The sequence below is a fragment of the Streptomyces sp. P1-3 genome, from assembly GCF_050613155.1.
Lineage (GTDB): Bacteria > Actinomycetota > Actinomycetes > Streptomycetales > Streptomycetaceae > Streptomyces.
The window spans coordinates 5,562,587-5,583,370 of the sequence record NZ_CP192512.1 but is presented as its reverse complement, the minus strand read 5'-3'; the positions used below and the strand labels follow the sequence as shown (position 1 = coordinate 5,583,370).

The window sequence follows — 20,784 nt, the reverse complement described above, 5'->3', positions numbered from 1 at the left end:
CCCGGCCGGCGGGGAGCGGAGCGGGCGCGCTGGAGCGGACCCCCTGGCAAGCCCCGGAGCGCGTCACTCGGCGGGCGCTGGAGCGGGCACGGGGACGGGGATCGTCAGGCGCCGGTCGGCGACGCTGCGGCCCGCCTCCGCCGCGTACTCCCCCGGCAGAAGCCGCCAACCGCCGTCCTCGTCCCATATCTCCGCGGCACGCCGCGGCAGCGCGATGACCGCCTCGACGCTCCGGCCCGGTTCCGCCCGCACAGTGGCGAAGCCCGCCAGCACCCGGGCGGGCCGCTCCACGGAGTCGGCAGCGGCGCCGCCCGGCGTGCGGGGCGCGGCGAGGTAGACCTGGACGACCTCTCGCCCTGCGCGCCCGCCGGTGTTGCGGACCCGGACCGTGACGGTGCCCAGTTCATCGCCCGGCTCCGCGGCGGACGGCGCGGCCTGGGTGAACCGGGCCGCCTCGTACTCCCAGTCCGTGTATCCGAGGCCGTGCCCGAACCAGTAGGCGGGGGCGGTGCCCGACAGCTCCCACGCGCGGTAGCCGATGAACACCCCTTCCTCGTAGGAGAGTTGGCCTGCCGTGGGGACGACCCGCCGCACGGGTGCGTCCGCCAGCCGTGCCGGCCAGGTCGTGGGCAGCCTGCCGCCCGGCTCCGCCGCCCCCAGCAGCACGTCCGCCAGGGCCCCGCCCGCCTCCTGGCCCGGGAACCAGCTCAGCAGCACCGCGGCGGCCTCCTCCCGCCACGGCATCTCCACCGGCGCACCGGAGTTGACCACCACGACCGTCCGCGGGTTGACGGCGGCCACCCGGGCGACCAGTTCGTCCTGGCGGCCCGGCAGCCGCAGATCGGCCCGGTCGAAGCCTTCGCTCTCCACGCGCTCGGTGGTGGCGACCACGACGACGGCGGCGTCGGCCGCCCGGGCCGCCTCGACGGCCTCCTCGATCAGCTCCTCCGGGTCCCTCTCGGGCTCCCGGTGCATCAGGGAGAAGCCGACGGCCCGGATCGGCGCGTCCTCGATCGTCGGGACGACGCACGTCAGGCTGATCTCGACGGGCTGCCCGGCGGTCAGCTCGATGCGTCCGCGCGGCACGGGGCTGCCGAAGAACGACTCGAAGGGGTCGCCCGGCTCGGGCGTCTGCCGCCCGTCGTACAGCACCTCGCCGCCGACCACGAGCCGGAAGCCGCCGAGTCCTCTGGTGCCGAAGGAGTGCACACCGCCGACGCGCGGCGTGAAGGTGCCGGTGGTCTCGACGGTGTGCAGCTCCTCGAAGGTCACGCCGGCGGGGAGGTCGCCGCCGAGCCAGCGCAGCTCGCCGCCCGGCAGCCGCCGTTCACCGAGCCACCTGCCGTCCGCCGCGCGCACCACGGCCCGCAGCGTGAACCCCTGGTCGGCGACGGAGAGTTCGCCGCCGGGGTCGGCGCCGACGGCGTAGGTCAGGGTGGCGGCCGGGGGCAGTGCGGCGCGCAGCCCGTCCAGCGGTGAGACCACGCGCTCGGGGAAGACCTGGGCGGAGCCGCCGCCGAGGATCCGGGCGTCGCGGGCGGCGGCGCCGATCAGCGCGATGCGCGGCGTGCGGGCGGGGTCGAGGGGCAGCGCGCCGTGCTCGTTCCTCAGCAGCACGAAGGAGCGCCGGGCGATCTCCTGGGCGAGGGCCTGCCCGTCGACGGCGACGGGCAGCTCGGCGGGCGGGACCGCCGCCGGGGCGCCGGCCAGCGCTCCGGCGCGGGCGGCCAGCCGCAGCACCCGCCGCACCGCCGCGTCCACGTCCGCCTCGGCGACCCTCCCGTCCCGCACGGCGGCGGCCAGCGCGGGGCCGTAGACCGTACGAGGGCCGGGCATGGCAATGTCCAGGCCGCCCAGCAGGGCGCGCACGGTGTCGCGGGCGGCCAGCCAGTCGGAGACGACGACGCCGTCGAAGCCCCATTCGCCGCGCAGCACCTCGTGCTGGAGGAAGCGGTGCTCGGTCATGGTGAACCCGTTGACGGAGTTGTACGCCGCCATGACGCCCCAGGGGCGGGCCTTCTTGACGATCGCCTCGAACGGCGCGAGGTACAGCTCGCGCAGGGCACGCGCGCACACCGCGTTGTCGACGGTGAAGCGGTCGGTCTCGGCGTCGTTGGCGACGAAGTGCTTGACGGTCGCGCCCACTCCCCCCTCCTGCACCCCGGTGACATAGCCCGCACCGATCTCGGCCGTGAGATACGGATCCTCGCTGTACGCCTCGAAGTGCCGGCCGCCCAGCGGCGAGCGGTGCAGGTTCACCGTCGGCGCGAGCAGCAGATGGACGCCCTTGCGCCGGGCCTCCTGCGCGAGCAGATGCCCGGCCCGGCACGCGAGCTCCGGGTCCCAGGTGGCGGCGAGGGCGGTGGGGCTGGGGAGCGCGACCGAGGGGTCGTCGGCGGTCCACCGGACACCGCGGACCCCGACCGGCCCGTCCGACATGACCAGGGAGCCGAGCCCCGCCTCGGGCGCGGCGGGCAGCGACCACATGTCCTGCCCGGCGAGCAGCCGCGTCTTGGCGTCCAGGCCGAGCCGGCCCAGCGCCTCCTCCACGGCGTCGCTCCTTCTCGCTTCGTCTCCCTGGACCACAGCCGTACCTCCTCGTCGAAGCCCGCCGGGCGCCTTCCAGCGGCAGCTGGGGCCCTCCATCCTGAACCGCCCAACCTGTACATCGGTAGGCTTTGTTACCTCTACGTTATGAACGAATATCGTACGGTCAGGTCACGGGCGCAGGGAAAGTGCACGACCGGAAGGCGGGACCGGCGATGAGCAGGACCACCGGCAGCAGACGCAGTGAGGCACGGCGCGCGGAGATCGTCCGCTCAGCCCTGGAAGTGATCGCGGAACGCGGCTATCGGGGCGCCACGCTCAACGCGGTCGCCGAGCGCGTCGGCCTCACCCAGCAGGGCCTGCTCCACTACTTCCCCACCAAGGAGTCCCTGCTCATCGCCGTCCTGAAGGAACGCGACCAATGGGACACCGGCTCCGCGCGCCGCGACCGGAGCGGGCCCTGGCCGCTGGACCTGCTCGCCGCGCTGGTCGAATACAACGCGATGCGGCCGGGCATCGTCCAGACCTTCTCGGCCCTGCTGGGCGAGAGCGTCACCGACGACCACCCGGCCCGGGACTACTTCCGGCGCCGCTACGAGAGCGTGCGCGCGGACATGGAGGAGACGCTGCGCGGCGAGTTCGGCGACCGCCTGCCGGGCGGCCTGACCCCGCAGCAGGCGGCTCCGCTGCTGGTGGCGGTGCTGGACGGGTTGCAGTACCAGTGGCTGCACGACCCGGAGGCGGTGGACATGCCGGAGCTGTTCCGCGCGTTCGTCTCCCTGCTGGGCGGGCGTCCGGCCGGGGAGTGAGCGCGCGAGGAGCGCGGTGGGGCTATGAGCCGGTGCCGGACACCAGTTGGACGCCCTGGCGCTCGGCGGTGAGCACGTCCGGCAGCGGCAGGCCGGACTCCATGCTCAGGCGCAGGATCGTGGCCTTCACCTGGGCCTTGCCCGGGGTATACGCCTCGCCCACGAGCCAGGCCGCGCTGTCGGTGTTGGTCCATCGGTGCATCTTGCCGTCGCAGTCGGCGGCCGTACCGCCGATGCCGCGCTGCTGGTCCCCCTGCTCGAGGGTGGAGCTGATGAACGTGAGCCCGACCGCGCCGCCCTTGACGCACCGGTAGGTGCCGGAGAGCCTGACGGAGCCGTTCGGCCCGAGATAGCCGCGCGGGTCGATCGTCAGCTCGTAGCCCCGCTCAGGGGCCGGGGCGGCCGGCCGCCCCGGAGCGGCACCGGCCGGCAGAGGCGCGGCGGCGGCCAGCAGCGCGGCGCCGAGGACGGCCAGGGCGGCGCGACGGAATCGGATACGCATGCGCGGACCTCCACATCGCAGGGGAACGGAGTGCTTCGGCCCCGTATGCGTACCTCGCCAGGGCAGCACCGGGCGGGACCGTCACCGGGACGTGGTGTGTCAGCGGGCGTACGGCGCATCCGGCGCGACAGGCATCCGTACCGCGTGCCCATGCCGCGTGCCCGTACCGCGTACCCGTCCCTCTCGCCGCCGTCTCCGTAGCGCCGGATCACCCCCGGGCGGAATACTGCGCTCTCGGTCCCCAATGTGATCATCCCGACCGGAAGGATTCGGCATGAGACCGATACGTGCCCGCCTCGGAGCGCTGGGCGCCGCGCTGCTCGCCGCCGCCCCGCTGTCCCTCGCCGCCCCGGCCGCCGCCGACGCACGTCCCGGCGCCGCCACCGCCGGGCCGCCCCCCACCGTGGAGGAGCTGCGGCTCACGCAGCCCGTCCCCCAGGAGATCCTGCGGCGTGGCGGCTTCGACTGCGTGGCGGCCGAGTTCGCCGAGGCGCTGGCGGACGCGCGGTCCGCCGAGCAGGCCGACCGGGTCGTGGCGCGGCACGGCGGGCGGCTGTGGCGACGGGCAGTGGACCGGGCCCAGGGACGCGGTCCCGCCAGCGGCGACCTCAGCCGCGACGACGACCGTCCGCTGTACTGGGCGCGGTTGGGCATGACCCGCGCCCTGCGCGAGTGGCGGCCCGCGTTCCCGCTCGACGACGACCGGCGCGCCGCGCTGCTCGCCACGCTGGAGCGGTCCTCACGCGGCCAGGACTCGGTGGAGCTGCCCGCGGGCCGGCACATCCGGCGCATCGTGGTGACCGGTTTCGATCCGTTCCAGCTCGACGCGGACGTGCGCCGGAGCAATCCGTCGGGCGCGGCCGCGCTCGCCCTCGACGGCACCGTGATCCGTACGGCGTCGGGCCTCGCGCGGATCGAGACCGCCGTCTTCCCCGTGCGCTGGGCGGACTTCGCGGACGGCACGGTGGAGCGCACGCTGCTGCCGCACTTCCGGTCCGGGCCGCGCCGTGCCGACCTGTTCATGACCGTCAGCCAGGGCCGGGTGGGGCGGTTCGACGTCGAGCGCACCAACGGCGCCTGGCGCGGCGGCTTCCCGGACAACCTCAACGTCTCGCGGACGGGGACCGTGCCGGTGCCCTCCGGGGTGCCCACGCCCGCCGAGCAGCCGCAGTGGACGGGCACCACGCTGCCGTACGAGCGGATCACCGCCGCGCCGACCGGTCCGTTCCCGGTGTACGACAACACCGCCGTCACCGAGATCCCGGCGGGCGGGACCGAGCCGGTGGAACGGCCCGAGGGCCCGACGCCGGGCTCCACCGCCCGTGCGGGCGGCGGCGGCGACTACCTGTCCAACGAGATCGCCTACCGGGCCACGCTGCTGCGCGACGCGGTCGGGTTGCGCGCACCGGGCGGCCATCTGCACACGCCGGTGCTCCGGTTCGGCGAGGGCAACACCGACCCGGCGCACGGCCGGATCACCGACCCGGACTTCGTCCGCGACCGGCAGGCCATCACCGCGCAGGTGCGGTCCGTGCTGTCAGTGGCGGCTGGCACGCTGGACCCGTGACCATCTCAGCGGCGCGGTTCCCCCCTACCCGGCGGCATCGAGGCCGACGCGGCACGGGCGGCCCGGCAATTGGCGCGGGCCTCGGGGGCGGAGCCCGGTGGGGCCGTCGCCGAGGTCCGGCCCCGCCTGGCGCGCCCTACGCCCCGCTGAGCGCGGCCGCGGGCCGCCCCGGGCCGCCCTCCTGACCGCCACCGGCACCCTCACCGTCGGCGCGGCCGTCGGCCGGCGCGCCGTGCGTGTCCTCCGCGCCTTCCGTGTCCTCGCCCAGCAGGTCGCGGACCAGCAGCGTCGCGCCCGCCACGGCGCCCGGCATGAGGAACACCGCGACCAGCGGGATGAGGAACAGCAGCGCCAGCGGCACGCCGAAGCCGAGGGTCAGCATCCTGCGGCCGCGCAGCAGCCGCAGCCGCTCCTTGAGCCCCACCCGGCGTCGGGCGAGGGCGACCGCGGTCAGTTCCTCGGCGAGGAAGAAGCCGGAGACGCAGAAGCCGACGGCGGGGATGACGGTCTGGCCGATGAAGGGGACGAAGCCGAGGCCGAAGAGCAGGATGCTCCAGACCGCGACCCGGATGACGACGGCGACGCTCTCCCTGGCCGAGATCAGCAGCTCACGCCAGAGCGGCAGCCCGGACTCGGTGGCGCTGCCGGCCACGGAGACCTCGACCTGTTCGGAGAGGGACTCGTAGAAGGGCTGGCCGACCAGGAGGGTGATCGCGGTGAAGGTGACCAGCGCCAGCATCAGGCCGGTACCGAAGAGCAGCACGGCGAGAGCGCCGCGGAAGATCCCGAGCCAGGGAGAGTGCCAGTCGTCGGCGAAGGGGGTGGCCCAGGCGACGATGTCGTCGGTCCAGAAGAACAGCGCGATGAGCGCCGCGGCGTAGCCGACGAGGGTGATGAGGGCGGGAATCATCCCGAACCCCCACCACCGACCGTGCCGGGCGACCCAGCGCTGCCCCTTGAGCAAGTAGCCGAACCCGGCGGCGAGATCACGCATGGGCCGCAGCCTAGCGAGTGCGCGCCGAGTGGCCCTGCCCCGGTGTCAGCCGCCGAGGCCGACGATCATCTTTCCGGTGTTCTCGCCGCGCAGCATGCCCAGGAAGGCGTCCACGCCGTGCTCGATGCCCTTGACGACCGTCTCGCGGTAGTGCAGCTTGCCCTCGCGGATCCAGCCGCCGACCTCCTCGACGAACTGCTGCTGGAGCGCCTTGTGGTCGTTGACGAGCATGCCCTGTATGCGCAGCCGCTTGCCGATGACCAGCGCGAGGTTGCGCGGGGCGGCGGGCGGCTCGGTGGCGTTGTACTGGGCGATCATGCCGCAGACGGTGATCCGGCCGTGCACGTTGAGACTGCTGATCGCGGCCTCCAGGTGCTCGCCGCCGACGTTGTCGAAGTAGACGTCGATGCCGTCGGGGGCGGCCTCCTTGAGCCGGTCGGCGACCGGGCCGTTCTTGTAGTTGAACGCCGCGTCGAAGCCGTACTCCTCGACGAGGAGCCGGACCTTCTCGTCCGAGCCCGCGCTGCCGATGACCCGCGAGGCGCCCTTGAGCTTGGCGATCTGGCCGACCTGGCTGCCGACCGCGCCCGCCGCGCCGGAGACGAAGACCACGTCGCCCTCCTTGAAGGAGGCGACCTCCAGCAGTCCGGCGTAGGCGGTCAGGCCGGTCATGCCGAGCGCGCCGAGGTAGGCGGAGAGCGGGGCGGCCGCGGGGTCGACCTTGACGGCGTGCTGGGCCTCCACGGTGGCGTACTCGCGCCAGCCGAGGCCGTGCAGGACGTGGTCGCCCACCGCGATGCCGTCCGCCTCGGAGGCGATGACCTCGCCGACCGCGCCGCCGTCCATGGGCTGGTCGAGCTGGAACGGCGGGATGTACGACTTCACATCGTTCATGCGGCCGCGCATGTAGGGGTCGACCGACATGAAGAGATTGCGGACCAGTATCCGGCCCGGTCCGGGGGCCGCCACGGCCTCCTCACGCAGGGCGAAGTCCTCCGGCTTCGGCCAGCCCTGGGGGCGTGCGGTGAGGTGCCAGGCGCGGCTGGTGGCGGGGATGACGGACATGACAGGTGCCTCCAAAAGCTTCATGAGATGAAACAATCATGCGCGTCGATATTTCATATTGTCAAGCAAATGGGTAGAGTGATGGGCATGACACCGCGCACCGATCCACTGACCCAAGAGGTCGTCGAACTCATCGGCGCCGTCGTGGCGCGCTACTACGAGGAGTACGAGGCGGCCGCCGCCGAGCACGCGCTGACCGGCGCCCAGGCGCGGGTGCTGGGGCTGCTGGCCCGCGAGCCCGTACCGATGCGCAGGATCGCGCAGACGCTGAAGTGCGAGCCGTCGAACATCACCGGGATCGTCGACCGGCTCGCGTCACGCGGGCTCGTGGAGCGGCGCACCGACCCGGCCGACCGCCGGGTCAAGCTCGCCGCCGCGACGGACGCGGGCCAGGAGACGGCGGCCCGGCTGCGCGGATCGCTGAGCTTCGCGCGGGAGCCGCTGGCCGCGCTGTCGGAGGCGGAGCGCACCGTGCTGCGCGATCTGCTCCAGCGGATGCTGGGCGACGCACCGGCGACCGGCTGACCTGGGGCTCCGACTCCCGCTCCGGTCCATCCTGGGACTCCCCCGGTCCCGGGACCGTCGGAGGGCTCTCCCGATCCCCGGTCCGTCCGGGGGATCCCCCGCATCACGGCGCCCCGCGCCTTCGGCGCCACCGCCTCACCGGCCGCGCAGACGGAACGGTGGCGGAGCGGTCAGGTGCAGAACCACAGGAACCGGTCGCAGGTCGGCTCGGGTTCGGGCTGCTGTGTGGGTGGCTGGGTCGGCGTCGGATCCGGGTCCGGGGACGACGGGCCGCCGCTGGGCGCGCCCCCGCCGCCGGGGGCCGGGGCGGTGGGCGAGGGCTCGCCGCCACCGGAGGGGGTCGCGTCCGGCTCCGGAGAGCCGTCGTCCGCCTTCCGGTCGCCGTCCTTCTGGCCGTCCCCGTCCCTGTCCCGTTTCTTGCCGTCCCGCTCGCCCTTCTCGCCGTCCCCGTCCGAGTCGGCGGATCCGCGCTCGCCGTCCCGGCCGGAACCGGTCGACGGGTCCGCCCCGGGCGCCCCGGTCGCGGGCGTGCCGTCGCCGTCCGTACCGGGGCTGCGGTCCGCGACCGGCTGCTGGGTGCCCGGGCGCGGCTCCTCCGGCTGGAAGATGCCGCCCTCGGTGGCCAGCTCGGCGACGAACAGCGCGGCGAGGACCGGCCCCAGGACGCCCGCGACGACGGCCACCCTGCGGCCGCGGCCGCGCCGCGCCCTGCGCGCCCGGCTGACGGAGCGGCGCGGCTTCCGGCGGGAGGTTCCGCGCTGGGCGGCGGCGCGCCGGGACGCGCGCGTACCACCCTCGCCCGGCGAGGGCGGCTCGGCGGCCGCGCCGGACTCGGGCGAGGAGGGCGGGAGTTCTTCGGCGGGGGTCCCGCACCCCGGACAGGAGAGCGCGCCGTTGAGATACCGACGGCACGGAGGGCAGTAATCCATTTCGCGGGCAGGTTATGTGACCCGCACATAGTCGAGATACCGCCGGTTGTGAGGATCGTGTGCAGAACCCCGCGCCCGCGCCCCTCCCGGCCGTATCCGTGTGCCACGCGGCGCTGTGTCGACCTGCCCCCGCGCGGCACGTTCGCCGGCCCGTGGGCGGCACGATGGGGATCGCCGGCCCGTGGGGCGGCACGATGGGGATCGCCGGCCCGTGGGGCGGCACGATGGGGACATGAGTTCCGCACTCGGGGCGCCCGACGCCTTCCCGGCCCCCTTCCCGTTCATCCTCGTCCTGCTGCGCCGGATGGCGGACCACCACCCCGCGCTGGTCGAGGACGCGCTGCGCGAACTGGGCTTCAGCCGCGCCCAGATGCGCGAGGCGAACAAGCGGTGGCAGGCCATGCAGCGCTCACCCCGGCGGCGCGCCGCGGCCGCCCGCTACCAGTCCGTACTCGGCCCGCCGGAAACGGTGACCACCCACCGCGTCGGGGATCTGAGCTGCGAGGCGCTGCGCTGGCCGGTGCCGCTCTGGCCGGATCTGCGGTTCGAGGTGCTGGTCGCGCCGGGCGGCGCCGTATGGCACGAATGGCTGGTCCGCGCCCCGGGCGCCGCCGGCCCGGTGCTCCGTACGGCGGCGGACCTCCAGCCCTGGTCGTGCACCGTGGACGAAGTGGCGCGGGCCTTCGCGCCGGTGCGGCCGATGGAGGGCACCGCCCCCACCCGGTGGCGGCTCGCCTTCACCGCACCCGACGGCGACGCCGAACCCCCGGGCCTTCCGCGCGTCGCGGAGTTCACCTGGGGGCTCTTGCAGCGAGTGGAGACCGTCAGACCAGCTTCGCCGTGAGGGTGATCTCCGTACCGGTCAGCGCCTGACTCACCGGGCAGTTCTTCTTGGCGTCCTCGGCGGCGGCGACGAACGCGACCTCGTCCAGACCGTCCACCGCGCCCTCCACGGTCAGGTGGATCCCGGTGATGCCGGTGCCGGGCTGGAAGGTGACGTCGGCCTGGGTGCGCAGCTGCGTCGGCGGCGTACCGGCCTGGGTCAGCCCGTGCGAGAGCGCCATCGAGAAGCAGCTGGAGTGCGCGGCGGCGATGAGCTCCTCCGGGCTGGTCTTGCCGCCTGCCTGTTCGGCGCGGGACGGCCAGGACACCGGCTGCTCCCCGATGCCGGACGAGTCGAAGGTGACGGTGCCCGTCCCCTGGGCCAGATTGCCCTGCCAGACGGTGTGCGCGGTGCGCGTCGTTGCCATGCGGGATGCCTCCTGTGTGTGGCGTACGGGGCCATGCGTGCCGCGCGGTCATGTGCGGCGTACGGCTATGCGTAATGTGCGGCTACGTGCGGCGTACGGCTGGGTGCGGCGCACCAGCCGGGCTGTGCCGGCGGGCGGGTTCAGCCATCGGTGTCCGGGTGCTGGCCGTCGGGCCCGGACCCGGCCGCCTCGGCGATGGCGGCGCGCACCTTGTCCATGTCGAGGTCGCGCGCCTGCCCGATGAGATCCTCCAGGGCCTGCTCCGGCAGCGCACCGGGCTGGGAGAAGACCGCGATGTTCTCCCGGACGATCATCAGGGTGGGGATCGACTGGATCTGGAACGTGGCGGCCAGCTCCGGCTGCGCCTCGGTGTCGACCTTGCCGAACAGCAGGTCCTGATGGCGCTCGGCCGCCCGCTCGTACACGGGCGCGAACGTCCGGCACGGACCGCACCACGACGCCCAGAAGTCGATCAGGACGAAGTCGTTCGACGAGACGATCTCGTCGAAGTTGTCCTTGGTCAGTTCAACGGTGCTCATGCCTGACTGCCTGCTTCCGGTCGGATCGGCGGTGCCCAGCTACGGTAACCAACCGTAGCCGGGCGGTATTCCTGCCGACTCCGCGGTCACATCCGACCGGTGTACGCGGTCACATCCGACCGGTGTAGACGAGCCGCGGGGGCGTTCCGGTGGGAGCGCCCTTGTTGCTGGTGTCGACGCCGGGCGTCGCGTAGCCGATGAGCCAGGACGCCACGGACTTGAAGGAGGCATCACCGTAGGTGTCCTTGTAGAGCGCGGCGACGCCGGTGACGTGCGGCGCGGCCATGGAGGTGCCGGACAGCTCGCGGAAGGTGCCGCCGAGGTAGGCGGAACGGATGTCCACACCGGGCGCGTTGATGTCCACGCAGCGGCCCCAGTTGCTGAACGGCGCCTTGCGGTCCTTCTGGTCGGTGGCGGCGACGGTGAGGGCACCGGGGGAGCTGGCCGGAGAGCTGGCGCAGGCGTCGCCGTTCTCGTTGCCCGCGGCGACGACCGGGAACACCCCGGCGACCGCCAGGCCCTCAAGGGCCCGGTTCAGGGCGGCGGAGTACGGGCCGCCCAGGGAGAGGTTGGCGACCGCGGGCTTCTTCGCGTGGGCGGCCACCCAGTTGGCGGCCGCGATGACGGTGGAGTTGGCGCTCACACCGGAGCAGTCGAAGACCCGCACGGCCACCAGCCGGGTCTTCTTGGCGACGCCGGACGTCGTTCCGCCGACGGTGCCGGCCACATGGGTACCGTGCCCGTTGCAGTCGCGGGTGCCGCGCCCGTCGTCGACGAAGCTGTGACCGGCCACGGCCCGGCCGCCGAAGTCCGGGTGGTCCAGCTGGATCCCGGTGTCGATGATGTAGGAGTTGACCTTGGCGCCGGTGGCCTTCATGGAGTAGCCGGTCGCGCCGTTCTCCCGGTGGTTGATCCGGGCCAGGCCCCAGGGCACGGGCTCGGCCTTCCGACGCGGGGCCGCGGCAAGGGGCTTGCGGGCGGGACGCGTCATGGCAGAGCCCGTGACGCGCGGCACGTTGAGTCGGGCGTCCTGTTCCACGGCGCTCACCCCGGGCTGGTTCCGGAGCATGTCGACCTGGGCGGTGGTGAGCTTGGCGGCGAAGCCGTGATGGACACGCGTATAGGTGAACATCGGCCTGATACCGACCCGGTCCGCCATGGCCGAGGGGCTGATGTCGGACGCCAGCGAGACGATGTACTGCCCGGGGATCGCGCCCTTCATCCGATACAGGGGCGCGGGAGCGGACCTGGCCGACACGGGACTCGGGTCCTCGGCGTCGGAGGCGAGGGCTGACGTCGCGGGTACCGCGGCTACCAGGGCAGCCGCAGTCACCCAGCACAAGGACACACGCATGGGGGATCCTCACTGCATGGTGGCGCTGAGACGGTCTCAACATGTCCTTGCTATCGACGAATGCGATCATCGGCATGGCTTGCTAGGCCATCCGGCCCCACCGGCCACGGAGTCGGCCGTCCGGGAATCGTCGCTGGTCCCGGCCGTAAACGCGGGCATTCGAGTGACCGGGCGTATCGGCGGACCGTACGAGTCGTTGGTCAGGCCCCGAGCCAAATGATCAGGGAAAGGACACGACTCTTGAAGCGCATCTCGAAGGCTGCGGTTCTGACCATCACGGCGGGTGCCGTCGCCCTCGGCAGCGCCGGTGGCGCGGCCGCGGCGGGCGGTGGCGACGAGGTGGTCATCACCAAGCAGAAGATCAGCAAGAACAACGGCGCCAACACCAGCAAGACCGCCGCCATCAAGGTCAAGGGCATGAAGGTCGACGGCCACAGGGTCAATGTCAAGGCCAAGGCCGCCAAGACCAACGGCAAGGGCAAGGGCAAGAAGCACCACCACAGCCACGGCAAGGGTTCCTCCGCCAGTGCCAAGGCCATCGGGTCGCCCGGCGCCATCAGCGGCAACGTCATCCAGGTGCCGATCAACGTGCCCATCAACGCGTGCGGCAACACCGTTGACGTCATCGCGCTGCTGAACCCCTCGTTCGGCGGTATCTGCATCAACAAGTGACGTTCTGCTAGGCCGACGTCGGGATTTCCGTTCCTGGAGCCCCCGTCTCATCGATCGATGGCATCGATGAGACGGGGGCTCCGCGCGTGGGCGGCCGCACCCGCGCGCGGCCGTCGGCGGAGAAGCTCCAAACGAGTCGCGCGGCGTCACACCAGGACAGGCGTGGGCGTTTTCTGCCGCCTTGCGCGCGATCTCTGTGGTTACAGTGCGGAGGAGATCGCGGCAACGCCGCTCACCAGGACTCCCCGCGAGGCGATCCCATGGCCCTGAGCATCCGCAACCGGTTCCCCGGCACCGTCACCGCCGTCACGCCCGGCGCCGCGATGGCGACCGTGACGGTGCGCCTCACGGGCGGGCAGGAGATCGTCGCGGCGGTGACCCGTGAGGCCGTGGAGGACCTCGGGATCGCGCCGGGCACCGATGTGCGCGTCCTGGTGAAGTCGACCGAGGTGTCGCTGGCCACCGGCCCCGTCACCGGGCTGAGCATTCGCAACCGGATTCCGGGCACGGTCGCCGGGATCACCACCGGCGACGCCATGGCGGCGGTGAAGGTCGCGGTCGACGGCGGCGAGCTGACGGCCGCCGTCACCCACGACGCGATCGGCGACCTCGGCCTCACCGCCGGCTCCCCGGTCGTGGCGCTGATCAAGTCGACAGAGGTGTCGCTGGCCACCTGACGGCCGGAGCCTCGACAGCGGAGAGCCGTCCGGCGGGCGAGACGGCGCGACGCGTCAGACGGCGCGACGCGTTCTCATGGGCAGCCCCGCCCCTCGGCGGGCTGGACGCAGACATTGGCACCGGGGCCGCCGTCGTGGAAGTTCGTGCCCGCACCGCCGTCGAGACGGTCCCCGCCGGCGCCCCCGAACAGGCTGTCGTCACCCTCGCCGCCGACGAGCTCGTCGTCGCCCTCGCCGCCCCACAGGGAGTCGTTGCCACGGCCGCCATCGATCCGGTCGTCGCCCTGGTCACCGTAGAGATCGTCGGCACCCGCGCCGCCGCAGACGCTGTCGTCGCCGCCGCGGCCGTTGACGACGTCGGCGCCGCCACCGGCGATGATGACGTCCGGCCCCGGCGTGCCGTTGATCCGGTCGTTTCCGGACGTTCCGGTGATCGTCGCCGGTCGGCCGAAGCACAACGCGGCGGCCGGGTCGACGGCGGCCGCCCCGGCCATGGCCGTCTGCGCGGCTCCACCAGCCGTCACCAGCAACCCGAGAACTGCTCCAACCACGAGACTGCGGCGCATCGATCGCTCCTCTTCTTCCATGCCGGCACCGACGCCCCCTCGGTCAAGTCCTCCACGTATGCGCGCGCGGGGCTTCCTTTGTTACGCCGTACGGGTACGCCCGCGCTCCGTCCGGGGCTCCGCCGTAACCGCCGGCCACCGCCGATCCGCGCCCAGCTGAGTGATTCATGTGCCCGGGCCGAGCCCGCCTGAACGCGCCGCCGGAGGTTCGCCGCGTCTTGTCGTTAACTTCCAGGAGGGCCGACCGTAAGCGCCCAGCCTGTCCATGCGTCAAACAGGAGCTGATCAGTCATGGCCGTGTGCGAGGTCTGCAACAACGACTACGAGATGGCGTTCGAGGTGCGCGCCGCGGGAGCCGTCCACACCTTCGACAGCATCGAGTGCGCCGCCCAGAAGATGGCACCGATTTGCGACAACTGCCAGTGCCGCATTCTCGGCCACGGCCTCGAGGCGGACGGACAATTCTTCTGCTGCGCGCACTGCGCGCGCGAGAAGGGCTTCGCGCGACTCGTGGATCACGTCTGATCTGACCGCCACGCCCGGGATGACCTCGGCCTCCCCTGGCCCCACCCGGTCGGTCCGCCGCTGGCAGGACCCCCGGCAGGGCGCTGATCCCGCGGCAAGGTCAGGAGCGTACGTCTCGCAGAAGGTCGACGGCGCCCGCAGCGCGATGCTGTCCGCGCCCGCGACGGCACCTGGCCGCGATCCAGTGGGTGAGGGCGGAGGTCCTCCGCGACTCGACTGGCGCCCTCCGGGCCCCTGGAGGGCCCCTGGGTCTTGATCTAGAGGCTGCGAAGGTGCCGCCACGACGTGCGTGACGGCACCTTTCCCGCGTTTCCGCAGGTCAGAACGTTCTTATCGAACGCCTTCCGGTGGGGCGGGTGGGACTCGAACCCACGGCCGACGGATTATGAGTCCGCTGCTCTAACCGGCTGAGCTACCGCCCCGTATCGGCGCGTCGCGCACATCTGTGCGCGCCGTCTGCCGCAGCATAGCCGCTCATACGATCTGTTGCCCCAGGGGGGCGCGACGAGTGGACCACGCCTGCCCTGAAGGACTTCGATCACGCTGATCTGGTTCCCCCGAAAACGAAAAAGGACCCCTGCGGGGTCCTCTTCCTTCTGCTCCCCCGACTGGACTCGAACCAGTAACCCTCCGGTTAACAGCCGAATGCTCTGCCAATTGAGCTACAGGGGACCGAGCTCCCCCGACTGGACTCGAACCAGTAACCTGCCGGTTAACAGCCGGCTGCTCTGCCAATTGAGCTACAGGGGATTGCTCCGTGTGCCTCGATTGCGCCACCCTCCGGTGTCCCCGGACGGCGCGCCCTCGCTGCGACACATACATTAGCGCAAGCAGGGGGGTGCTCCGCCAATCGGTATCCCCACCGGTCAGCGGCGAGTCGCCCGCGGGTGATCTCCGGGCCCGGCGGGTAGGCGGGCGGCACGGTCCCAGCGGCACACGAGGCGAGGTCCGACGGGATTTCCTACGGGAAGGGCAGAGCGATGCGCTACCGGCTGACGTTCATCACCGGAGTGGCTGTGGGGTACGTGCTCGGGGCACGCGCCGGGCGCGAGCGGTACGAGCAACTGCGCAAGAGCGCGCAGCGGGTCGCGCAGAACCCGGCGGTGCGCAACACCGTGGAGTCGGCCGCCCTCAACGGGCGCAAGGCCGCCACCAGGGCGTTCGACAAGATCGGGGATCGGCTGCCCGGCCCGGTGGCGGATCGCGTGCGGTCGCGGCGCGAGGAGCGCGCCGTGGAGGACGACGACTGGGGCACCAGCAACACCTGACACCTGACCGGGACGCGGCGGCCCGACCCGCCGAGAGTCCGCGGCGCGCGCCCGGCCGCCGACACGCCCGCGATAAGGCATCATCAGGTGCTATGGGGATAGTCGCCGGATTGGACAGCTCTGCCGACAGCACACGCATCGTCGTCTGTGACACGGACACCGGTGCCGTACTCAAGCAGGGATACGCGCCGCACCCGGCCACCGGCAGCGACGTGGACCCGCAGGCGTGGCTGCTGTCGCTCGGCGAGGCCGCCGAGGGCGGGCTGCTGGAGGGCGTGGAGGCCATCGGCGTCTCGGCGCAGCAGCACGGCCTGCTCATGTTGGACGCGGGCGGGGTGCTGGTGCGCCCCGCGCTCACCGGCAGCGACAAGCGGGCCCAGGCCGCGGCCGCCGATCTGATCGACGCGTTCGGCGGGCGCACGGCGTGGGCCCAGGCCGTCGGGTCCGTACCACACTGCGGGCTGCCCGTGGCGAAGCTGCGCTGGCTCGCCCGTACCGAGCCGGAGGCGGCGCGCCGGGTGGCCGAGCTGCTCCAGCCGCACGACTGGCTGGTGTGGCAGCTGCTGGGCCGCCCCGCGCGGCGTACCACCGACCGGGGCGCGGCGTCCGCCAGCGGCTACTGGTCGGCGGCGACCGGCGAGTACCGCGCCGACCTGGTGGAGCTGGCGCTCGGCCACCAGGTGCGGCTGCCGGAGGTCATCGGGCCCTCCGAACCGGCGGGGCGCACGCCCGAGGGGCTGCTGATCTCGGCGGGCACGGGCGAATCCATGGCGGCGGCGTTCGGCCTGGGCGTCGGCGTCGGGGACGCGGTGGTGTCGCTGGGCGCCTCGGGGTCGGTCCTCTCCGTGCACCACGAGGCCCTCACCGATCCGACCGGCACGATCACCTCGTACGCGGACGCGACGGGCTTGCATCTGCCGGTCGTGCACACGCTCAACGCGGTCCGCGTGCTGCGCGGCACGGCCGAGATGCTGGGCTGCGACCTGGACGAGCTGTCCGCGCTGGCGCTGAAGTCCACGCCCGGCTCGTACGGCCTCGTCCTCCTCCCCTACCTGGAGGGCGAGCGGACCCCGCATCTGCCGCACACGGCGGGGACGTTGAGCGGGCTGCGCCGCGAGAGTATGAAGCCGGAGCATCTGGCCCGGGCCGCCTTCGAAGGCATGCTGTGCGGGCTCGCGGACGCGCTGGACGTGCTGCGCGGCCGCGGGGTCGAGGTGCGCCGCGTCTTCCTGCTGGGCCCGGCGGCCGGCCTCCCGGCGGTCCGCGCCATCGCCCCCGCCCTGCTGGGCGCCCAGATCGTCGTCCCCCAGCCCGCGGAGTACGCGGCCCTGGGGGCCGCCCGCCAGGCGGCCTGGTCGCTGGGCGCCGCCCGGGGCACCCAGTCCCCGCACGAGCCGCCGCCGTGGCCGTCCGCCGCCAGCCAGATCTTCGAACCGGGCGAGGAACTGGCCGTCGGCCAGGCGGTGCGGCAGCAGTACATCGCGGTCCGGGAGGCGACCCATCCGGGTGCCTTCGAGCCGGGCGGCGCCGGATAGCCGGCTCGCTTCGGTAGCCAGTTACTTCTTCCGGCTCCGACGGTCGAGGGTGACGGGGCCGTCGGGCAGCCGGTCGGCCCCGGGGCACGTGTGCCAGTTCTTCCCTCCTCGGGCCAGGCTCCGCGTCACGTCGGCGGCGAATTCGGCGAAGGCCCGGACCTCCTTGTCGGAGACATCCAGCTTTCGCACGGCCGCTCCCTTGCCCTCCACCACAGAGGCCCCCGTGGTGACAATGAGCCGGTCCGTTTCCTTCCTCCAGCGACACGGCACATAAAGCCTTATATCCCCGCTTGACACGACGTATCCGTATGCGGCTCCCAGAGACACCGGAGTTCCCTCTCGCTGCACACGGTCGCGCGAATATGTGGCACCCGGGATGTAGTGGAACTCGAAGCCCACCTCTTCTCCGCCGACCTCAAGAGAACAGACTCCGTACGACCGCATCACCTCGAGCTCGTAGGTGTCCTCCTGTAGTTGCTTCCCCTTAGCGGGAAGCAAGGGTACGACGCTCTCTCCCGGAATGCGGTCGCCGCACACCCTCTCCGGAATCTTGATGGATTCGTCGTCCGCTAAAGGCCCCGCTAGCCCCCACCACGTCCCGGCTCCGATGAGCAACACGGCAGCAGCGATCACGAGTATCCGCCCACGCTTCAAGGAAGGCATTCTGATCAACGGCCCTTCCCATCGGCGTAGCTGTCGTTCACCTCTTGGTACACCGCGTCGGCCGCGAGTTTGACATCATCACTCTCGCGAGAGAGCCCCGCCCGCTCGGCGCCATCGAACACCGCTCGCTTCGAGGCCTGCGCGGCCCTCTCACGCTGCCCCTCGAGGTAGTCTTTGCGATTCTCCTCGATCTCCCGCGCAGCCTCCTCCGGGTCCTGGATGAAATGACCGAACACCGACTCCTGGATCTTTCCGATCACCGCACCGGCGGCGTCTCCGCCAACGGGCACCTGAGCGACGGTCATGTCCACGAGCTTGGTCACGTATTCATCCAGCGTCGCCATTCTACTGTTGAATTCTTCAGACTTCTCCACCCCGTCGTCCGCTGCGGCAATCGCCTCGGCTCTTCCTTCAGCCGTGATGCCCGAGATCACCCCTCCAGGCTTCGCGGCCACTTCAGCGACATTTGACAGGGGATTGTCCCCCGGGTCCGTCAGCGCTTCCCGCATCATGTCGGTGGTCACGGCCTGCTGGGCGTGCGTGATGGTCGCGTAGGCGTCGGGGTCTTCAGCCGTTGCCCGAAGGAAGTCAATCAGGCCATCATAGGTCTCAAGCCCCCTGAGATTGGCCTTGGCTCCCGTATCCGCCGTATAGCCTCTCTCATCCCCACCAGCGAACGCCCGCTGAATGTCGTTCATGTATTCAGCCGACATGTTGCCCAGGCTGTCCGCCATCGCGGCAAGTTCGCCGTCATGCCGGATCAATTCGGGGTTCGCTCCCAACCTGCTGACCACGTCGTGGAAGATCTCCGCCTGTGCCCGCGTGTGCTTCACCGAGGCAGGCACGTCGCTGTCGTACGCCCGTCCCGACGTCGCCGACTCCAGCGCGTGCCCCAGGGCCTCCTTACCCGGGACTCTGCTCTCCTCGTCCGGCATGATGCGGCCGCTCGTCTTGTCCGGGAGCCATTCGCGAGCGTTCTTCCTCTCCTCGTCACCGAGGAAAAATCGAGGTTGCTGAGCTTTCTCAAACCGCTTTCACCACCGCCAGTAGATCCGCCGAAGAACGCGGTCGACGCTTCCGGATCACGGCCCAGGGCTTCCATGAAACCCGTCATCGGGTCCCAGCCGGGCTCGCCCTTCCCGTCGAGGTTGAGGCTGACGTCGTCAGAGCCGTTATAGGGATCCGGGATCGGCCAACTACCGCCCTTTCGCTCGAAGGCGACCATGTCCTCACCGATGGGCACAAGGAAGTTCTTGCCGTAATCGCCGTAGTGCAGCAAGGACGAAAGCACCTGGTGGCCGGTCGGCTGCGCGTGGTCCATTCCGATGTTCAGGGCGAGCTGCTGACGGCCGACCCGTTTGAGGTCGTCCACCCACGCCCTCCCTAGATAGTCTTTGTCCTCGCGGAAGGCCGTGTCACGGTTGTCCTTGTGCGGCTGAGTGGCCGCTCCCAGGGCGACGCCCATGTTTTCCTGGATGCTGCGTGCCAGCCTCAGCCGCTCCTTGTCGCCGCGCGTCGAGGCGTCAATGGCGATCTGCGCTTCGAAGGTCAGTGCGTCCTTGGGCCCCAGCGCCCGGTAGAAGTCGGCCGCGAATTCCGGGCTCTTGGCATTGCCCGCGAGTAGCTGCCTGAACTCGGCCAGCTCCGTGGTGCTCAGTTCGGAGTCGTGCTGGGAACGGTCGATGCTCTTCTTGGCCAGCTCCACCGCCCGTTCGGCCTGCGCATCGTCCAGCGAGTCGTACTTCGCGTGGCCGAAGTCGTGGACGTCACCGCCGTGGCTTTTGCGTAGCGCCCGGACGACAGAGCCGTCGATCTCCTCGGCCTGGGCGATCAGGCCGTTGATGCGGTTTTCCAGATTCCGCTGGGCGTCCAGTTCCTGCTGCGACGGCCCGTCGCCATCGCTGCGGTCGGCCACGAAGACGCATGCGACCGTGCCGTCTTCTCGACCCTGGACTCTCATGCCCTTGCTCTTCGCCTCGACGTCCACGAGCTTCTTCAGGTTCGTCTGGATGGCGGCCAAATCGGTATGGGCGTCCCGGAGCACGCTCCAGATACTCGTCGCCTCGGTGTGCGCGTCCTGGAACTCTCCGGCGGTCTTGCGTACGAACGGCTTGGTGACGTCGGCGTTGACTCCGGCCCAGCGTGCGGCGTCGGATTTCCGCGCCATTCCCGCGGCGTCGTCGAGAAGATCCTTGAGCTGGCCCACCATCTCCTTCCAGTCGTCCGCCGCGGAGCCGAGGCTGGATAAGGAGACCTGGTAGAGGTCGTCGAAGGTCAGCTTCGCCATGTCGCGTTCCCTTACCGGTAGTACTTGGAGATCTCGGATACGGACACGGCGCTGCCGTCACGATGACCCAGGGACGCGGCGATCTTCGCGTCCTCTGCGGCGTGCGACCGCTTGGTGTAGTCGAGGTGGTTCGAGACGTGGGCGCACGCCTGCAGGAGCGTCCGAAGCTGGTCGCCCCACACCGTGGCCGTGGTGGTCAGCGCGGCGCCCATGGCGAAGTTGTGCGACGTGAGCGCGGCGGCCGCCTTCGCCGTCGCTCCCTCGTCCTCGGCCCCGCGCGTGATGTCTCCGGCCTTCTTGAGCCGGCCGTGGAGCATGAACGCCGCGTGCCCGATCCGGCCCAGGTCGTCCTGGCGGACGATCAGATCGCTCGGGCCTCCGCTGGACGCGACGCCGTCGGCGTGATCGAGCCGCGTGCGGGTCGCGGCTTCAGCGCGGGCCCTGGCCCACTCTTCCCGGAACGACACGCTTCCCCCAATGAACATCAACTCGGGCTTGCGACAGCCGAGT

At 71.6% G+C, this 20,784-nt stretch carries 22 protein-coding genes and 3 tRNA genes; 9 read left to right on the top strand and 16 right to left on the bottom strand.

Annotated features, from left to right (window positions below; genetic code table 11):
* Positions 1–63: 63 nt before the first annotated feature.
* Positions 64–2,550, bottom strand: coding sequence for a beta-glucosidase family protein (locus ACQUSR_RS23695; protein WP_431044618.1), 2,487 nt, complete (start codon positions 2,548–2,550; stop codon positions 64–66).
* 212 nt (positions 2,551–2,762) lie between these two features.
* Here ACQUSR_RS23695 and ACQUSR_RS23690 point away from each other — a divergent pair, with 212 nt between their 5' ends.
* On the top strand, positions 2,763–3,356 hold the full coding sequence (locus ACQUSR_RS23690) for a TetR/AcrR family transcriptional regulator (RefSeq protein WP_431044617.1): 594 nt from the start codon (positions 2,763–2,765) through the stop codon (positions 3,354–3,356).
* A gap of 22 nt (positions 3,357–3,378) precedes the next feature.
* Here ACQUSR_RS23690 and ACQUSR_RS23685 read toward each other — a convergent pair whose 3' ends face one another.
* A complete protein-coding gene (locus ACQUSR_RS23685) occupies positions 3,379–3,858 on the bottom strand; it encodes a DUF6299 family protein (protein WP_431044616.1) in 480 nt (159 codons plus the stop codon).
* A 274-nt stretch (positions 3,859–4,132) separates the two neighbouring features.
* Between ACQUSR_RS23685 and ACQUSR_RS23680 the strand changes: the two genes are divergently transcribed.
* Complete coding sequence (locus ACQUSR_RS23680) at positions 4,133–5,425, top strand: pyroglutamyl peptidase (protein ID WP_431044615.1); 1,293 nt, start codon at positions 4,133–4,135, stop codon at positions 5,423–5,425.
* A 136-nt stretch (positions 5,426–5,561) separates the two neighbouring features.
* Here ACQUSR_RS23680 and ACQUSR_RS23675 read toward each other — a convergent pair whose 3' ends face one another.
* Together ACQUSR_RS23675 and ACQUSR_RS23670 are read right to left on the bottom strand one after the other, a co-directional pair.
* On the bottom strand, positions 5,562–6,419 hold the full coding sequence (locus ACQUSR_RS23675; RefSeq protein ID WP_431044614.1) for an EI24 domain-containing protein: 858 nt from the start codon (positions 6,417–6,419) through the stop codon (positions 5,562–5,564).
* Positions 6,420–6,464: 45 nt separating this feature from the next.
* Positions 6,465–7,484, bottom strand: coding sequence for an NADP-dependent oxidoreductase (locus tag ACQUSR_RS23670; RefSeq protein WP_431044613.1), 1,020 nt, complete (start codon positions 7,482–7,484; stop codon positions 6,465–6,467).
* 87 nt (positions 7,485–7,571) lie between these two features.
* Here ACQUSR_RS23670 and ACQUSR_RS23665 point away from each other — a divergent pair, with 87 nt between their 5' ends.
* Positions 7,572–8,009: a MarR family winged helix-turn-helix transcriptional regulator gene (locus tag ACQUSR_RS23665; protein WP_431044612.1), complete on the top strand. Its 438-nt coding sequence runs from the start codon at positions 7,572–7,574 to the stop codon at positions 8,007–8,009.
* A gap of 170 nt (positions 8,010–8,179) precedes the next feature.
* Here the strand turns inward: ACQUSR_RS23665 and ACQUSR_RS23660 are convergent, their stop codons facing one another.
* On the bottom strand, positions 8,180–8,938 hold the full coding sequence (locus ACQUSR_RS23660; RefSeq protein WP_431044611.1) for an SCO2400 family protein: 759 nt from the start codon (positions 8,936–8,938) through the stop codon (positions 8,180–8,182).
* Between the two features lie 232 nt (positions 8,939–9,170).
* Between ACQUSR_RS23660 and ACQUSR_RS23655 the strand changes: the two genes are divergently transcribed.
* A complete protein-coding gene (locus tag ACQUSR_RS23655) occupies positions 9,171–9,782 on the top strand; it encodes a hypothetical protein (RefSeq protein WP_431044610.1) in 612 nt (203 codons plus the stop codon).
* Here the strand turns inward: ACQUSR_RS23655 and ACQUSR_RS23650 are convergent.
* From ACQUSR_RS23650 to ACQUSR_RS23640, 3 genes are all read right to left on the bottom strand, one after another.
* Entirely contained in the window at positions 9,763–10,188 is a 426-nt protein-coding gene (locus ACQUSR_RS23650; protein ID WP_431044609.1) for an OsmC family protein, read from the bottom strand. The two genes, ACQUSR_RS23655 and ACQUSR_RS23650, sit on opposite strands and share 20 nt — an antisense overlap.
* 140 nt (positions 10,189–10,328) lie before the next feature.
* Positions 10,329–10,727, bottom strand: coding sequence for a thioredoxin (trxA, locus tag ACQUSR_RS23645; protein ID WP_431044608.1), 399 nt, complete (start codon positions 10,725–10,727; stop codon positions 10,329–10,331).
* Between the two features lie 109 nt (positions 10,728–10,836).
* A complete protein-coding gene (locus ACQUSR_RS23640; RefSeq protein ID WP_431044607.1) occupies positions 10,837–12,081 on the bottom strand; it encodes a S8 family peptidase in 1,245 nt (414 codons plus the stop codon).
* Positions 12,082–12,321: 240 nt separating this feature from the next.
* Here ACQUSR_RS23640 and ACQUSR_RS23635 point away from each other — a divergent pair, with 240 nt between their 5' ends.
* The gene (locus tag ACQUSR_RS23635) at positions 12,322–12,753 is read left to right on the top strand and encodes a chaplin (protein WP_431044606.1); all 432 of its coding nucleotides are present in this window, start codon (positions 12,322–12,324) and stop codon (positions 12,751–12,753) included.
* Positions 12,754–13,013: 260 nt separating this feature from the next.
* Positions 13,014–13,430 carry a TOBE domain-containing protein gene (locus ACQUSR_RS23630; RefSeq protein WP_431044605.1) on the top strand — a complete coding sequence of 139 codons (417 nt, stop codon included), beginning with the start codon at positions 13,014–13,016 and terminating at the stop codon, positions 13,428–13,430.
* A 74-nt stretch (positions 13,431–13,504) separates the two neighbouring features.
* On the opposite strand, the gene ACQUSR_RS23625 is transcribed toward ACQUSR_RS23630, so the two are convergent.
* The gene (locus ACQUSR_RS23625) at positions 13,505–13,996 is read right to left on the bottom strand and encodes a calcium-binding protein (protein WP_431044604.1); all 492 of its coding nucleotides are present in this window, start codon (positions 13,994–13,996) and stop codon (positions 13,505–13,507) included.
* Positions 13,997–14,287: 291 nt separating this feature from the next.
* Here ACQUSR_RS23625 and ACQUSR_RS23620 point away from each other — a divergent pair, with 291 nt between their 5' ends.
* Positions 14,288–14,521, top strand: a complete 234-nt coding sequence (locus ACQUSR_RS23620) for a hypothetical protein (protein ID WP_431044603.1) — start codon at positions 14,288–14,290, stop codon at positions 14,519–14,521.
* Positions 14,522–14,869: 348 nt separating this feature from the next.
* On the opposite strand, the gene ACQUSR_RS23615 is transcribed toward ACQUSR_RS23620, so the two are convergent.
* The 3 genes from ACQUSR_RS23615 to ACQUSR_RS23605 form a co-directional block, all read right to left on the bottom strand.
* Positions 14,870–14,943 (bottom strand) — tRNA-Ile (locus ACQUSR_RS23615).
* 177 nt (positions 14,944–15,120) lie between these two features.
* Positions 15,121–15,193 (bottom strand) — tRNA-Asn (locus ACQUSR_RS23610).
* A gap of 5 nt (positions 15,194–15,198) precedes the next feature.
* Positions 15,199–15,271, bottom strand: a tRNA-Asn gene (locus ACQUSR_RS23605).
* Between the two features lie 230 nt (positions 15,272–15,501).
* Between ACQUSR_RS23605 and ACQUSR_RS23600 the strand changes: the two genes are divergently transcribed.
* Both ACQUSR_RS23600 and ACQUSR_RS23595 read left to right on the top strand, forming a co-directional pair.
* The gene (locus tag ACQUSR_RS23600; protein WP_431044602.1) at positions 15,502–15,789 is read left to right on the top strand and encodes a YtxH domain-containing protein; all 288 of its coding nucleotides are present in this window, start codon (positions 15,502–15,504) and stop codon (positions 15,787–15,789) included.
* A gap of 92 nt (positions 15,790–15,881) precedes the next feature.
* Positions 15,882–17,324, top strand: a complete 1,443-nt coding sequence (locus tag ACQUSR_RS23595) for an FGGY family carbohydrate kinase (RefSeq protein ID WP_431044601.1) — start codon at positions 15,882–15,884, stop codon at positions 17,322–17,324.
* 21 nt (positions 17,325–17,345) lie between these two features.
* Here the strand turns inward: ACQUSR_RS23595 and ACQUSR_RS23590 are convergent, their stop codons facing one another.
* Genes ACQUSR_RS23590 through ACQUSR_RS23575 form a run of 4 tightly spaced genes read right to left on the bottom strand, consistent with a single transcriptional unit; the run spans position 17,346 to position 20,741 of the window.
* Positions 17,346–17,978 (bottom strand): hypothetical protein, encoded by a 633-nt coding sequence (locus ACQUSR_RS23590; protein WP_431044600.1) that lies wholly within the window; start codon positions 17,976–17,978, stop codon positions 17,346–17,348.
* Positions 17,979–17,992: 14 nt separating this feature from the next.
* Entirely contained in the window at positions 17,993–18,832 is an 840-nt protein-coding gene (locus ACQUSR_RS23585) for a hypothetical protein (protein ID WP_431044599.1), read from the bottom strand.
* Positions 18,817–20,274, bottom strand: a complete 1,458-nt coding sequence (locus tag ACQUSR_RS23580) for a hypothetical protein (protein WP_431044598.1) — start codon at positions 20,272–20,274, stop codon at positions 18,817–18,819. The genes ACQUSR_RS23585 and ACQUSR_RS23580 overlap by 16 nt, the downstream gene beginning before the upstream one ends.
* 11 nt (positions 20,275–20,285) lie before the next feature.
* Entirely contained in the window at positions 20,286–20,741 is a 456-nt protein-coding gene (locus ACQUSR_RS23575) for a hypothetical protein (RefSeq protein WP_431044597.1), read from the bottom strand.
* Positions 20,742–20,784: the final 43 nt, after the last annotated feature.

Bases quoted from the DNA above. Each gene is read 5' to 3' on its own strand.
- ACQUSR_RS23685 (WP_431044616.1), bottom strand. From the start codon at position 3,858: ATGCGTATCCGATTCCGTCGCGCCGCCCTGGCCGTCCTCGGCGCCGCG.
- ACQUSR_RS23595 (WP_431044601.1), top strand. From the start codon at position 15,882: ATGGGGATAGTCGCCGGATTGGACAGCTCTGCCGACAGCACACGCATC.
- ACQUSR_RS23660 (WP_431044611.1), bottom strand. From the start codon at position 8,938: ATGGATTACTGCCCTCCGTGCCGTCGGTATCTCAACGGCGCGCTCTCC.
- ACQUSR_RS23640 (WP_431044607.1), bottom strand. From the start codon at position 12,081: ATGCGTGTGTCCTTGTGCTGGGTGACTGCGGCTGCCCTGGTAGCCGCG.
- ACQUSR_RS23580 (WP_431044598.1), bottom strand. From the start codon at position 20,274: ATGGCGAAGCTGACCTTCGACGACCTCTACCAGGTCTCCTTATCCAGC.
- ACQUSR_RS23675 (WP_431044614.1), bottom strand. From the start codon at position 6,419: ATGCGTGATCTCGCCGCCGGGTTCGGCTACTTGCTCAAGGGGCAGCGC.
- trxA (WP_431044608.1), bottom strand. From the start codon at position 10,727: ATGAGCACCGTTGAACTGACCAAGGACAACTTCGACGAGATCGTCTCG.
- ACQUSR_RS23620 (WP_431044603.1), top strand. From the start codon at position 14,288: ATGGCCGTGTGCGAGGTCTGCAACAACGACTACGAGATGGCGTTCGAG.
- ACQUSR_RS23680 (WP_431044615.1), top strand. From the start codon at position 4,133: ATGAGACCGATACGTGCCCGCCTCGGAGCGCTGGGCGCCGCGCTGCTC.
- ACQUSR_RS23665 (WP_431044612.1), top strand. From the start codon at position 7,572: ATGACACCGCGCACCGATCCACTGACCCAAGAGGTCGTCGAACTCATC.
- ACQUSR_RS23600 (WP_431044602.1), top strand. From the start codon at position 15,502: ATGCGCTACCGGCTGACGTTCATCACCGGAGTGGCTGTGGGGTACGTG.
- ACQUSR_RS23670 (WP_431044613.1), bottom strand. From the start codon at position 7,484: ATGTCCGTCATCCCCGCCACCAGCCGCGCCTGGCACCTCACCGCACGC.
- ACQUSR_RS23690 (WP_431044617.1), top strand. From the start codon at position 2,763: ATGAGCAGGACCACCGGCAGCAGACGCAGTGAGGCACGGCGCGCGGAG.
- ACQUSR_RS23655 (WP_431044610.1), top strand. From the start codon at position 9,171: ATGAGTTCCGCACTCGGGGCGCCCGACGCCTTCCCGGCCCCCTTCCCG.
- ACQUSR_RS23650 (WP_431044609.1), bottom strand. From the start codon at position 10,188: ATGGCAACGACGCGCACCGCGCACACCGTCTGGCAGGGCAATCTGGCC.
- ACQUSR_RS23630 (WP_431044605.1), top strand. From the start codon at position 13,014: ATGGCCCTGAGCATCCGCAACCGGTTCCCCGGCACCGTCACCGCCGTC.
- ACQUSR_RS23625 (WP_431044604.1), bottom strand. From the start codon at position 13,996: ATGCGCCGCAGTCTCGTGGTTGGAGCAGTTCTCGGGTTGCTGGTGACG.